Raw genomic sequence first — 13,946 nt, 5'->3', positions numbered from 1 at the left:
CGGGCCCGAAGTCCCGAACGCGGAAAAACTGGAACAGGGGATTCCGTGCGACGTCTCCGAGGGCTTTCGCGTTTCGTTTCCACCGGTAATTTTGCCAACTTGTTATCGGGGATTTCGAGTGAAGGTTCCGGGTGAATGGGTGATAAGTTCCGTGAAGGCCCTGGGGGAACGGGCCTTCTTTGCGGCTGCCGTTGCGCGCCGCACCATTCGGAAGGAACTCTCTGGTGAAATTTCGCGCGCGTGGAATGCTGCTTGCCGGTGTTGTGGGCACCGTCACAGCATTCGCTGGCGCTTGTACTCTCGCCGTCGCGTCCGCCGCCCCTCAGACCAGGGCGACGACCACGGTTGCAGCTGATGCCGGCGAAGCCGGGCCCTCTCATGCCGTCGAGGACTTCGCCTATCCCGACGCAGACAGGGTCCTCGCGGAGCAGGGCATCGTCCTGCGGAAGGGCGATGGCCACATCATGCTGACGGAGTGCAGCTCTCCGCACCAGATCCAGGTATGGACGCTGCAGAACGCGGCGGGCAAGTACTGCTTCCGGGTCACCGGAAAGACCGGAATCCTCACCCTGGAAGTCAACAAGGTTCACGCCATCCAGACCGAGGAGCGTGCCGTGCACGCCAGCCTGACGGTGGACGGGAAGACCACGACCGTCGAGGTCCCGAAGGACGACTACAAGCCCGTCGGCCAGGGAAACAGCAACAACCCGGCTCCGGCCGTGCTCGTCGAACTCAAGGTGACGGGCTGACCGGGCGCACTGTGCGGCCCGCGGCTGCGCAGTGTCCCCGGCTACCCATCGCACCTGATCTGCAAGGAATGAACATGTCTGGCATACGCCAACGCGCCACGGTCGTATCCATCCTCTCGGCGATCGCCGTCACGGCCGGTGCACTGGCGGGCGCCCCCGCCCACGCCGTTGTGGGGGACAGCCCCCAGGACGGCCAGTACACCTTCACCGCGAAACTCGACATAGGCAACGGACAGCGCAGCTGCACCGGCACCCTGGTCGACCAGCAGTGGCTGATCACCGCGGCCAGCTGCTTCGCCGACAATCCGGCCCAGGGGCCGAAGGTGGTGGCGGGCGCCCCCAAGCTCAAGACCACTGCCACCATCGGCCGCGCCGACCTCACGGCCACGGGTGGAAGCGTCGTCGACGTCGTCGAACTCGTCCCGCGTGACGACCGGGACCTGGTCATGGCGAAGCTCGCGACACCGGTCACCGGTGTGGCGCCCGTCCGGATCGGTTCGTCCGTCCCTCGGGAGGGCGAGGAGCTCAAGGCCGTCGGCTACGGCCGTACCAAGGACGAATGGGTGCCCAACCGTGCCCACGTCGGGGCCTTTTCCGTGCAGGCGGCCGGGGAGACGACCGTCGCCCTCGAGCCCACGTCCGCCGGCGCGGCCATCTGCAAGGGCGACACCGGCGGTCCGGCTCTGCGTGAGTCCGACGGCAAGGTGGAACTGGCCGCGGTCAACAGCGTTTCGTGGCAGGGAGGCTGCCTCGGATCTGGTGCGGAGGCCCGCAAGGGTGCCGTGAGCACCCGCGTCGATGACGTCGCCGACTGGATCCGGCAGATCACCCTGCGCGGTCTGCTGTCCCGCGCCGACTGGAAGAAGGCCGACCTCCTGGCCGCCGGGTACTTCACCGGTGGCTCCGCCAACGGCAAACGGCACATGGACCTGCTGGTGCGCTGGGTGGATGGTTCGGTGACGTTGTTCCAGGGTGCCGAGGGCAGTGACGCGAAGGCTCCGTTCTCGGCGCGGTACGAGTTGGCGAAGGCGGGCAGTGTGTGGAAGCACGCCCGGGCGATCTCGGGTGGGAGTTTCACCGCTGGTGGCAGTGATGGTCTGGTGGTGCGTTGGGTCGATGGTGAGGTGACCCAGTACACGCATGTCGATCAGCAGGGTTTCCATGAGGAGAAGATGCTGGCGAAGGCCGCGGCGGCGTGGCAGAGCGCCAAGGTGGTGACCGCGGGGCGGTTCAACGGCGGCAGCCTGCGGGACGATCTGCTGGTGGTCTGGGCGAACGGCACGGTGTCGCTGTATCCGGATCTGAACACCAACGGTGTCCGCAAGGAGAGCCAGCTGGTCAAGGCGGACAAGACGTGGACGTATGCCGATCAGATCAGTGCGGGTGAGTTCACCGGTGGCAAGACCAGTGATCTGCTGGTGCGCTGGAAGGACGGCGAGACGACGATCTATCCCGGTGTCGACACCAAGGGCTTCCACGGCGAGACCAAGATCCGCCCCGCCAAATCCCCCTGGGCCAACGCCACGGTACTGACCGTGGGCGCCTTCACCGCCAACAAGGTTCCCAACGACGTCCTCGTCCGATGGAACGACGGGAAGCTGACGCTCCACCCCGGTGTGGACGGAGCCGGGCTGCACAGCGAGGTCCAGATCGCCGGCTGAGGCACACGCCCACGTGCAGCGGTGGCGGCCCTCGCCCGACAGGAAGGTCGGGAGGGCCGCCACCGCACTACCCGACGGTCCGGCCAGTCCAGCTTCTCCTGCTTCCGGAGTACCAGCTTTGTTCCTCAGAAGTCGTCCCCACCGCCACGCCGCCCTGGCAGCCCTGTGCGGTGTGTTACTCGTCCTCGGCAGCGCGCATGCGGCGACAGCCGCTCCCCGTCCCGCCGGTGATCCGCCCTCTCGGCAGACCGCCGCGCCCCAGCGCAACAGCGATGTCGACGGGGACTGGACCGTCGAGGAAGCCCTCCGGTTCTGGACCCAGCAGCGCATCAGCACCGCGACCGATCCCTCCGGCCGTACGACTGTCGCGCCACGCAGGCGTGCCTTCGCGCGGGCGGACACGGCCGTGCACTTCGACGGCATCCGGTCCGTGGGCATGCTCTTCGGCGTGGACAAGGAGATGCGTGCGCACTACTGCTCCGCCGGCACGGTGCAGAGCGGCGATCGCAGCCTGATCCTGACCGCCGGTCACTGCACCAACGCGAAAGGCGTTTTCGTTCCCCGTTACGATCCGGCGAAGCCGATGGCCGAGCAGCCGTACGGCATCTGGCCCGTGGAGGAGTGGTTCGTCGACCCGCGCTACGAGCGCAACAGCAGGAACGCGACCTCCGACCTCGACTTTGCCTTCGCCCGCGTCAAGGTGAACGGCGACAAACGCCTGCAGGATCTCGTCGGCGGCAACACGCTCGCCCGACCTGCGTCGGCCGACAACGACGTCACCGTCATCGGATACCCGAACATCGGTCGCAATCCGGAGGACCGGCCCGTGCGGTGCGCCACCCGAACACAGGCTCTGCCGTCGTTCCGGCAGATGCGCGTGGACTGTGCGGGCATGTGGGGCGGGGTCTCCGGCGGCCCGTGGTTCTCCCGGCTCGACGACAAGGGAACGGGCACCGGAGAGATCATCGGAAACGTGGGCGGCTACAACGGCGGAGGCCCTCATGTCCCCGAGAGCGACCCGATGTACAACCGCATCACCTACAGCCCGCTCTACGGCGACCGGTTCTTTCAGCTCTACGAGGACGCCCAGCAGGGCCGCCACGGCGACCCGGGACCGTACCAGCCGCCCGCGCCGCCCTTCTCCCTCGGTGACGCCGAACGGTGGCGGCAGGCCCGGCTCATGGCCGCGGGCGAGTTCACCGGCGGTCGGCGGAGCGATCTGCTTGTGGTGTGGGTGGATGGTTCGGTGACGTTGTTCCAGGGTGCCGAGGGCAGTGACGCGAAGGTTCCGTTCTCGGCGCGGTACGAGTTGGCGAAGGCGGGCAGTGTGTGGAAGCACGCCCGGGCGATCTCGGGTGGGAGTTTCACCGCTGGTGGCAGTGATGGTCTGGTGGTGCGTTGGGTCGATGGTGAGGTGACCCAGTACACGCATGTCGATCAGCAGGGTTTCCATGAGGAGAAGATGCTGGCGAAGGCCGCGGCGGCGTGGCAGAGCGCCAAGGTGGTGACCGCGGGGCGGTTCAACGGCGGCAGCCTGCGGGACGATCTGCTGGTGGTCTGGGCGAACGGCACGGTGTCGCTGTATCCGGATCTGAACACCAACGGTGTCCGCAAGGAGAGCCAGCTGGTCAAGGCGGACAAGACGTGGACGTATGCCGATCAGATCAGTGCGGGTGAGTTCACCGGTGGCAAGACCAGTGATCTGCTGGTGCGCTGGAAGGACGGCGAGACGACGATCTATCCCGGTGTCGACACCAAGGGCTTCCACGGCGAGACCAAGATCCGCCCCGCCAAATCCCCCTGGGCCAACGCCGAGCTGATCGCGGCCGGAGCCTTCTCCGGGCACGGCGATCGCGACGACGTCCTCGTCCGCTGGAACGACGGCAACGTCAGCTACTACCTGGATGTGGACGGAGCCGGCACACACGGCGAAGTACAGCTCGTCGGCTGACCGGGCCCGCCCTGCCGCTTCCCAGCCGAATCCCTCGCACGTGCCGCGGACAACGCGCTGCGCCCACGTATCCCCTCAACGGAGTTCCCTGTTGCGTAAACCTCTCGTGGCCCGCGTCGCCGTCTCCCTTGCGTGCTGCGCCCTGGCCACTGCCGTCACAAGCCCCGTCTCCCTGGCGGCCGGCCGGCCGGCACCTGCGCCCACGAGTCCGCCGTCCGGCGCTTCCTCCGCGGCAGCGGACCTGGCCGGCACGCCGGAGCGGCCCGATGACGACGCCTGGTCGCTGGCCGAGGCGCTGCAGTTCTGGACGCCGGAGCGCATCGCATCCGCCACCGATCCTTCCGGCCGCCCCCGCTCGGCCCTGAACGGGCGCGGCACGTCACCACGCGCCCGAGCGTACGGGGGGCGGCAGTTTGCGGGCATCTCCTCCGTCGGCATCCTGTTCACCGCCGGCGCCGGCATGCGGACGCACTACTGCACTGCCGGCGCGGTGCAGAGCAAAGGACGCAACCTGATCCTGACGGCAGGGCACTGTCTCAACAGCAAGGCGGTCTTCGTCCCGAAGTACGATCCGTCCAAGACGCTCGAACGGCAGCCTTACGGAATCTGGCCCGTTGACGAATGGTTCGCCGACAAGCGGTACGTGAGGAACAGCAAGGGTCCGGAGTCCGACCTGGACTACGCGTTCGCCCGGGTCAAGCCCAGCGGCACCAGGAACCTCCAGGACACCGTCGGCGGCAACACCCTCGCCCGCCCCGCCGCACCGGAGAACACCGTCACCACCATCGGGTACCCCCACGTCGGGCGCAACCCGCGGGACCGGCCCGTCCAGTGCACCGGTCGCACTCAGGCTCTGCCGGGCTACAACCAGATGCGGATCGACTGCGCAGGCATGTGGGACGGTGTGTCCGGCGGGCCGTTCTTCGCCACGCTCGACCGTGCCCGGGGCACCGGCAAGATCATCGGAAACGTGGGCGGCTGGAACGGCGGCGGACCGGGCGTCCCCGCCAGCCACCCGGCGTACAACCGCATCAGCTACAGCCCTGTGTACAGCGACCGCTTCTTCCGGCTCTACGACGATGCCGACAACGGCCGTCACAACGACTTCGGTCCGTACGTCCAGCCGGCCCTCCCTTTCGCCATGGGCGGATGGGAGCAGTGGCAGAACGCCAGACTGCTGGCCTCCGGGGACTTCGCCGGTGACAAGGGCGACGACCTGCTCGTCGTCTGGTCCGACGGCTCGGTCGTCCTGTACCAGGGAAGCGCCACCGGGGATCCGCGGCATCCGTTCTCCACCGTGTACCGGCTCGCCGCCCCGGGCAGCATCTGGAGGCACGCGCGGGCCATCGCCGGCGGGAGGTTCGCAGGCAGCGGCACCGACGGGCTCGTGGTGCGCTGGAGCGACGGAGAGCTGAGCGAGTACCGGCACGTCGACAAGACGGGCTTCCACGACGAGAAGACCCTGGCCAAACACGCGAACTGGCAGAACGCCAGGCTCATCGCCGTCGGCCGGCACACCCCGGGTGCGTTGCGGGACGACTTGGTCGTCGTCTGGGCGAACGGCTCCGTCGCGATGTACGCGGACGTCGACTCCAAGGCGGTGAGAAGGGGCACCTTCCTGGCGAGGCCGAACAGAACCTGGCCGCATGCCGTACAGATCAGCTCGGGCAGGTTCACCGGCAGGAACTCCGACGACCTGCTGGTCCGCTGGGTGGACGGTGAAACCACCATCCATCCGGGTGTGGACTTCGCCGGCCTGCACGGTGAGATCAAGATCCGTCCGCCGAGGTCCCCGTGGTCCCGCGCAGACGTCGTGACCGCGGGAGCCTTCGGCCCCGGCACCGAACGCAACGATGTCCTGGTCCGCTGGCGGGACGGGAGCGTCACCCTGCATCCGGACGTCGACAAGGCGGGCCTGCACAACGAGGCGAGGCCGGTGCAGTGACCCTCCGGGCACCGGCTCGTCGTCCACCGAGGCGTCATCAAGGCCGGCGGAGCGCCGGGGGACCGTCCGAGGCCACCCGGAGCTTCTCCCGCCGCAGGCCGGAAGCTTCGCCTCGTAGGCCCTGGAGTTCCGCGCCCGAAGCAGATCGTCGGCAACCGCACCTCCGGCGGCGAGCCGGCCCGGAACATCGGCGCCCGGCGGGTCGAATGCACTCCTGGTCGCACCGCGCGGCCGTGCCTCGGTCCGGAGCGGGGGTGGACGCGGCTGATGGTCAAGGCGCCGCCGCCGTCCCGGTTTTGAGCCCCGCACCGCACAGCGGCAGGACGGCGGTGCGGTCGCCCAGTCCGTACGCTCCGACCGCGGCCCAGCACGCCACTCCGGTCGTCTCGACGTACAGCCCGCGCCTGGCGAGGTCCAGCTGCGCCGCGCGGATCTGATCCTCCGTCACCGTGAGGAAGGTCCCTCCCGTGGCGCGCACAGCGGTGAGGATCTGGCGGGCGCGGGGCGGGGAGGGGATGGCGATGCCCTCGGCGAGGGTGTGGGTCGTGAAGTCCGGTGCCAGCACGTCGTCCGCGCCGGCCCGGAACGCGAAGGCCAGCGGTGCGACGGCGGCCGCCTGCACCGCGATCAGGGCCGGACGGGCGTCGATCAGCCCGTGTGTATACAGCTCGTCGATCGCGAGCGCCGCGCCGAGCAGCAGCGTCCCGTTGCCGACGGGGACGACGACGGCCTCGGGCAGCCGGCCACCGAGGTCCTCCCAGATCTCGTAGACGTAGGTCTTCGTGCCGTGCAGGAAGTAGGGGTTGAAGACGTGTGAGGCGTAGAAGACCCCGTCCTCGTCGGCGGCCGTGCGTGCCGCCCGCGCCGTGGCCTCGCGGTCGCCGGGCACGATTTCGAGATGCGCGCCGTGTGCCCCGATCTGCTCCACCTTCTTCCGGGAGGTCGTGGCGGGGACGTATACGGTGCAGTCCAGCCCGGCGCGGGCGCAGTACGCCGCGATCGCGCTGCCCGCGTTGCCGCTGCTGTCGGCGATCACGCGCCGCGGCTGCAACTGCCGTGCCAGCTCCGCGAGCATCACCGCCCCGCGGTCCTTGAAGGACAGGGTCGGCATCAGGAAGTCGAGCTTGGCGGTGACGGTGTCCGTGAGAGGTACGAGCGGGGTGCGGCCCTCGCCGAGGGAGACAGCACGGGCCTTCGACGCGGACAACGGCAGGGCCTCTTCGTAACGCCACAGCGAATCGACGCGCCCGGAAAGCGAGTTGTACACCACGGCGGACGTATCGAAGTCGAGGTCCCATGGACCCTGGCACTCCGGGCAGCTCCAGGCCAGGGCCTCCACGGGGGAACGTACGTCGCACATCGGACAGTGGTATGCAGTCATGTGACCGAGGATGGCAGTTGTGTGGCACACGTGTTACGTCGCCTGCAAAGCTCTTGTGGGATTCCTATGGGTCCGTCAATCTTTCGGACGGCAGAGGCGTAGCAGCAGCACGGAAATCGTGCGGATGCCCAAGCAATCGCTTGTCATGTCTCTGTCATTTCCCCCACAGCAGCGCACCACCAATGAGGAGGACCCCTCACATGTCCGTGATGCGTAATTCGCGGCGAAGACTGTCCGCGGCCGGTGCCATAGCAGTCGCCACCCTCGCGCTCGGCGCAGCAGCCGCACTCCCGGCCACCGCGGCCGAAGCCGCGCCGGAAGGCGTCATCGAGAACGCCGACGCACCCGGCGCCATCGCCGGCAGCTACATCGTCACCCTCGACGAGTCGGCTGCCGACGCCGGCTCCAAGGCGGGCAAGGCCCTCGCCGCGGAGTACGGAGCGAAGATCAAGAAGACGTACAACGCCGCGCTCAACGGGTACTCCGTCGAGCTCTCCGAGGCGCAGGCCAAGAAGTTCGCCGCGGATCCCGCGGTCGAGTCCGTCGTGCAGAACCGTGTCTTCACGATCTCCGGCACCCAGCCGAGCCCGCCGTCCTGGGGCCTGGACCGGATCGACCAGAAGGCGCTCCCGCTCAACCAGAGCTACACCTACCCCGACTCGGCGGGCCAGGGTGTCACCGCGTACATCATCGACACCGGTGTGCGGATCACCCACAGCGACTTCGGCGGGCGGGCCTCGTACGGCTACGACGCCATCGACAACGACAACACCGCACAGGACGGCAACGGGCACGGCACCCATGTCGCGGGCACGGTCGCGGGTTCCTCCTACGGTGTCGCCAAGAAGGCCAAGATCGTCGGTGTCCGTGTGCTCGACAACTCCGGCTCCGGCACCACCGAGCAGGTCGTCGCGGGCATCGACTGGGTGACGCAGAACGCCGTCAAGCCGGCCGTCGCCAACATGAGCCTCGGCGGCGGCGTCGACACCGCGCTCGACACCGCGGTACGCAACTCCATCGCCTCCGGCGTCACTTACGCCATCGCGGCGGGCAACGACGGCGCCAACGCGACCAACACCTCTCCGGCCCGCGTCACCGAGGCGATCACCGTCGGCTCGACCACCAGCAGCGACGCCCGCTCGAGCTTCTCCAACTACGGCAGCGTTCTGGACATCTTCGCGCCGGGATCCTCCATCACCTCCGCGTGGAACAGCGGCGACAGCGCCACCAACACCATCTCGGGTACGTCGATGGCGACCCCGCACGTGACGGGAGCGGCGGCGCTCTACCTGGCCGACAACCGCACGGCGACCCCGGCACAGGTCTCCACGGCCCTGACCACCGCGGCCACTCCGAACGTGGTCGGAAGCCCCGGCTCCGGGTCCCCCAACCGCCTGCTGTACGTCGGCGGCGGATCGACCACCCCGCCCGGACCGAAGTTCGAGAACGCCGCCGACTTCGCGATCAATGACAACGCCACCGTCGAATCGCCGGTCACCGTCAGCGGAGTCGCGGGCAACGCCCCGGCAGCCCTCCAGGTGCCGGTCAACATCGCGCACACCTACATCGGTGACCTCCAGGTCCAGCTCATCGCCCCGGACGGCACCGCGTACACGCTGAAGTCGTACGGCACCGGCGGCAGCACGGACAACATCAACACCACGTACACCGTCAACGCCTCCTCGGAGGCCGCGAACGGCACGTGGAAGCTGCGGGTCAGCGACAACGCCCGCTACGACACCGGGAAGATCGACTCCTGGGGTCTGCAGTTCTGACGCCCGATGGGCGCTGCCCGCGGAGAAGTGCGACGTGAGCAGTGAGCAGTGAGCAGTGAGCAGTGAGGGGCGCCGCGGGGAGCGGCCGCCCCTCTTCTCAGGTCTTCAGCAGCTCGTACATCACGGGCCGGGGGAGCGCGGGGTTCGACGCCGCGTCCCGTGCCGCCGCCTCGTCGTCCAGCAGGGCGAGCAGCCGATCGAGAGGGAGTCGCGGGTGGCGGGCGGCTGCCGCGCGTATCGCGGGGTCCGGGTCGCGGGTGAGCCGGTCCGCGACGGCGGGAGCGAGGCCGGGGTCGAGCGTGGCGAGCCGGCGCAGGGCAGGATCGTCGGCATCCGCGAAACGCGCCGCGAGCCCGGCGCCCGGGAACCGCGGATTCTCGGTCAGCAGGTCACGTTCCTTGCCCTCGTACTCCAGATAACAGCGCAGCAGCAGCTCCGGTGGCGCCTCCGGATGGTTCTGCGCGAGCAGCACCCGTACGCCCAGGTCGTCGTCTCCGGAAAGCAGCTCGACCAGGTCTGCGGGTAGGTTCCGGTTGTACGCGACACGTCGGCGCAGCAGCGGATGCGCGGACCGGGCATACGCGAGGGGCGCCCGGTGGTGGTCCGGGAACGGCCCGAAGTCCTTGTCCGTGGAGACGACGTGGTCGATCGCCGCGCGCTCGGCCTCGGTGAGCTCGGGGCGTACGGAGACGGCGGTACGGACGTCGGGGTCGGGGTCCCCGGCGAGCAGTTCGACCAGCGCGCGGTCCAACTCCTCGCGGCAGGCGACCTCCCGTCTGACCTTCGGGTCCGGGTCCTCGGCCATCCGCGCGACGATGTCCGGCGGGGTGCTGTAGTTGTAAGCGAGCACCCAGTGGCCGTCTCCCTCGTAATTGTCCAGGAGGTCCTCGACCACCGCTCGGGACAACCGACAGTTCACCAGAAGGTGGTTGCGGGCGTGGTTCGGGTGCGAGGGCAGCTCCCGCAGTTGCCGGTCCGTCTCGTCGGCGTCGTCCCACGCGACTCGCCGCTCTGCCGACTTGCGGACGGCCGGATGCGGATCGGCGAGCAGGGCGGCTTTCCGTTCCTCGGAGAGGGACGGCCACATGCTCACGGCGTTCGACCGTAGCCCGGCCATGGGATGGGTCGCGTGCTCGATCAGGACACGGGACGGCACCTGCCGTGACGCGGTGAGTTCCCCCAGGCCGTCGTTGTCGTACGTCGTGTACATCCGGTCGATGACCCAGTCCGGCAGATACCGGGGAGTCCAGTCCTGGACCGGCCGGCCGGCGAGGGCGCACCGTACGAACCAGTCCGGATCGTCCACCAGGAGCCCCCGGATCTCCCCGTCCACATGGGGATTGCGAACGAACGCAGCCCGCACCCTGCGCTCGGGATGCTCGACGATCGCGTCCACCACCGGGCCCGGCATCTCGCGGCGCTCCCGGCACAGCGCGGACCACGCTGCCTCGTACTCGGGCTCCAACAGCCGCAGCAGGAGGCCGACGGGCGCGGCCGGGTTGACCGCGAGCCCCTCCAGTACAGCGGTCACTCGCCCTCCCTGTATTCGTCGTCGTACTCCGGGTAGGGCGTCGGCTCCGCGAACCGGCCCGCGGTCAGGAGGGGTTCGGTGCACGCCCGCCCGAAGAGAGTGTCATACCTGCGGTAAGACCCAGCGCAAAGAGGGCTCATCACTTCGGGTGAAACTCTGGCCCATGCTTGCGGAGGACAACCGACGGTTGCCACGCTGTTGCTGTCTGTCAACCTGTTGGGAGTGGCCAGTGACATTCGGTGAGCAGCCCGCCTATCTACGCGTTGCGAGCGATCTCCGCCGGAAGATCGTCAACGGCTCGCTGCCGCCGCACACCCGCCTCCCCTCGCAGGCCCGCATCCGCGAGGAGTACGGGGTGTCGGACACCGTCGCACTCGAGGCGCGCAAAGTGCTGATGGCCGAGGGTCTGGTCGAGGGCCGCTCCGGGTCCGGCACCTATGTGCGCGAGCGGCCCGTGCCGCGCAGTATCTCCCGCTCGGGGTACCGGTCCGCGTCAGGTGCCAGCCCCTTTCGCCAGGAGCAGGCGGCGGAGGGCACCCGCGGTACCTGGGAGTCGAGCAGCGAGCAGGTGGAGGCGAGCGCGGCGGTCGCCGCGCGGCTGGGAATCGGCACCGGCGAGCGCGTGATGCGCACGCATTACGTCTTCCGGGACGCGGGCGAGGCGATGATGCTGTCGACCTCGTGGGAGCCGCTCGCCATCACGGGGCGCACGCCCGTGATGCTGCCGGAGGAGGGGCCGCTCGGCGGCTGCGGGGTCGTCGAGCGTATGGGCGCCATCGATGTGGTCGTGGACAACGTGGCGGAGGAGGTCGGCGCGCGGCCGGGGCTGGCGGAGGAGCTCGTGACGCTCGGCGGCGTTCCCGGTCATGTGGTCATGGTCATCCAGCGGACGTACTACGCGTCGGGACGTGCGGTGGAGACGGCGGACGTCGTCGTCCCCGCCGACCGTTACCGGATCTCCTATCACCTGCCGGTGCGGTGACCGTCGCCGTGTGCCGGACGGGCGCTTCGCCCGGTGTGACGTCGAGTTAACGCGCACTCCGCTTCCGTAACGCGCGGGCAACCGCTGTCTGTGCCGGTCCGTCACGACCGGCTCCTACCTTGCTCGTCCGTACCTGCAATCCGGTCGGACGACAGGAATCCTCATGACGGATACGGTCACCCGCGACACCCGGGAAGAGGCTGCGCCGCCCAAGCGCAGCTATGCGAAGTTCGCCGCCGACGAGAGCCGCGAGGACTACTCGCTCCGCTACGCCCCCCACTCCTTCCGACGCTGGTCGCCTCTGACGGTCGCAGGCACGGCGCTCGGCGGGATCGCGTATCTGGCCGACTTCGCCATCGGCGCGTCGATCGTCTTCACCTACGGTTTCACGAGCGGGCTCGCCTCGATCCTCACCGCCGCCGTGATCATCTTTCTCACCGGCATTCCGATCGCCCGCGCCTGCGCCACCTATGGCCTGGACATGGACCTGGTCACGCGGGGCGCCGGCTTCGGCTACTTCGGCTCGACGCTGACCTCCCTCATCTATGCCTCGTTCACGTTCATCTTCTTCGCCCTCGAAGGCTCGATCATGGCGCAGGCCATGCATCAGGCCGTGGGGCTGCCCGTCGAGATCGGCTATCTGGTCACGACGCTGATCGTCATCCCGATCGTCTTCAAGGGCATGGGGGCGCTGGCCAAGCTGCAGGCCTGGACGCAGCCGGTGTGGATCGTCGGGATGGTGCTGCCGTTCGTGGTGCTCGCCTTCGAAGCCCCGGACTCCTGGGGGGCGTTCGCCTCGTTCGGCGGTACGGAGGGCGCCGGCGCGGGCTTCTCGTGGATCGGCTTCGGGCTCGGAACGGGCGTGGCCCTCTCGCTGATCGCCCAGATCGGCGAACAGGCCGACTATCTCCGCTTCATGCCCGCCAGGACCGAGCAGAACAAGCGCCGCTGGAACCTCGCCGTGCTGGCCGCCGGGCCCGGCTGGGTCGTCATCGGCGCGGCCAAGCAGCTCGGTGGTGCCTTCCTCGCCTTCGTCGCGCTGGAGGCCGTGGGCAAGACACACGCCCTGGAGCCGATCGCCCCTCAGGTCGAGGCGCTCAAGCCCTGGCTCGGATCGGTGGCGCTGCCCGCGGCGGCACTCTTCGTGATCGTTTCCCAGGTCAAGATCAATGTGACCAACGCCTACAGCGGCTCGCTCTCCTGGTCCAACTTCTTCTCACGCATCACCCACAGGCACCCTGGCCGCGTCTGGTACATCTTCCTCAACCTCGCCATCGCGCTGACGCTGATGGAGATGAACATGTTCGCGGCGCTGGGCAAGCTGCTCGGCTTCTATTCGAACGTCGGCATCGCCTGGATCGCCGCCGTGGCCGCCGACCTCGTCATCAACAAACGCATCGGGCTCAGCCCGCCGTACATCGAGTTCAAGCGGGCCTATCTCTACGCCGTCAACCCGGCCGGCTTCGGTGCGATGGTCATCGCCTCGACCGTCTCGATCCTCGCCTTCTTCGGGGTCTTCGGGCGGTACGCCGAGGCCTTCTCCACCTTCATCGCCGCCGGACTCGCCCTCGTCCTCTGCCCTTTGATCGCCTGGACCACCAAGGGCAAGTACTACGTGGCCCGCCCCAACCCGGTGTGGGCGTACTCCCGGGCCGAAAGCGCCGGGCAGGGCCCGGAAGCCGGTGCGGCGGACATCACCGCGACCCACACCTGCACCGGCTGCGATACGGCGTACGAGCTCCCTGACATCGCGGACTGTCCCGTCCGGTCCGGCCCGGTCTGCTCACTGTGCTGCTCGCTCGACGCCGAGTGCGGCGACGCCTGCCGCAAGAACCCCGCGGCAGCCGGGCCCGTACTGATGCCGCTGCCGACGACACGAACGGAGTGACGACCGCCGAACCTCTCCGAGGGGGCGCACCCGGCCAGGTGCGCCCCCTGCCGACGTCCGGAGCCTGGCCAAATCCGTATCTC

The 13,946-nt window shown here is 68.8% G+C and carries 9 protein-coding genes; 7 read left to right on the top strand and 2 right to left on the bottom strand.

All coding sequences use genetic code 11. The features are described 5' to 3' along the window. Window positions 1–224 precede the first annotated feature (224 nt). From ACFU5O_RS08480 to ACFU5O_RS08465, 4 genes are all read left to right on the top strand, one after another. A complete protein-coding gene (locus tag ACFU5O_RS08480) occupies window positions 225–749 on the top strand; it encodes a hypothetical protein (protein WP_384238041.1) in 525 nt (174 codons plus the stop codon). 74 nt (window positions 750–823) lie between these two features. Further along, window positions 824–2,410, top strand: a complete 1,587-nt coding sequence (locus tag ACFU5O_RS08475) for a S1 family peptidase (RefSeq protein WP_384238039.1) — start codon at window positions 824–826, stop codon at window positions 2,408–2,410. A gap of 118 nt (window positions 2,411–2,528) precedes the next feature. Continuing rightward, entirely contained in the window at window positions 2,529–4,361 is a 1,833-nt protein-coding gene (locus ACFU5O_RS08470; protein ID WP_384238036.1) for a trypsin-like serine peptidase, read from the top strand. A gap of 91 nt (window positions 4,362–4,452) precedes the next feature. Continuing rightward, on the top strand, window positions 4,453–6,306 hold the full coding sequence (locus ACFU5O_RS08465; protein WP_384238033.1) for a trypsin-like serine peptidase: 1,854 nt from the start codon (window positions 4,453–4,455) through the stop codon (window positions 6,304–6,306). A gap of 271 nt (window positions 6,307–6,577) precedes the next feature. Here ACFU5O_RS08465 and ACFU5O_RS08460 read toward each other — a convergent pair whose 3' ends face one another. After that, window positions 6,578–7,687 (bottom strand): threonine synthase, encoded by a 1,110-nt coding sequence (locus tag ACFU5O_RS08460; RefSeq protein ID WP_384238031.1) that lies wholly within the window; start codon window positions 7,685–7,687, stop codon window positions 6,578–6,580. Between the two features lie 200 nt (window positions 7,688–7,887). Here ACFU5O_RS08460 and ACFU5O_RS08455 point away from each other — a divergent pair, with 200 nt between their 5' ends. Then, window positions 7,888–9,462, top strand: coding sequence for a S8 family serine peptidase (locus tag ACFU5O_RS08455; RefSeq protein WP_384238028.1), 1,575 nt, complete (start codon window positions 7,888–7,890; stop codon window positions 9,460–9,462). A 97-nt stretch (window positions 9,463–9,559) separates the two neighbouring features. Here the strand turns inward: ACFU5O_RS08455 and ACFU5O_RS08450 are convergent, their stop codons facing one another. After that, window positions 9,560–10,993: a translation initiation factor 2 gene (locus ACFU5O_RS08450; protein ID WP_384238025.1), complete on the bottom strand. Its 1,434-nt coding sequence runs from the start codon at window positions 10,991–10,993 to the stop codon at window positions 9,560–9,562. Between the two features lie 229 nt (window positions 10,994–11,222). Between ACFU5O_RS08450 and ACFU5O_RS08445 the strand changes: the two genes are divergently transcribed. Together ACFU5O_RS08445 and ACFU5O_RS08440 are read left to right on the top strand one after the other, a co-directional pair. After that, the gene (locus ACFU5O_RS08445) at window positions 11,223–11,975 is read left to right on the top strand and encodes a GntR family transcriptional regulator (RefSeq protein ID WP_384238023.1); all 753 of its coding nucleotides are present in this window, start codon (window positions 11,223–11,225) and stop codon (window positions 11,973–11,975) included. Window positions 11,976–12,138: 163 nt separating this feature from the next. Next, entirely contained in the window at window positions 12,139–13,863 is a 1,725-nt protein-coding gene (locus ACFU5O_RS08440; protein ID WP_384238020.1) for a purine-cytosine permease family protein, read from the top strand. Window positions 13,864–13,946: the final 83 nt, after the last annotated feature.

This window comes from Streptomyces sp. NPDC057445 (assembly GCF_042802855.1).
Lineage (GTDB): Bacteria > Actinomycetota > Actinomycetes > Streptomycetales > Streptomycetaceae > Streptomyces.
Note: the sequence above shows the minus strand (reverse complement) of the source record. Positions and strands in the feature narration are given on the sequence as shown.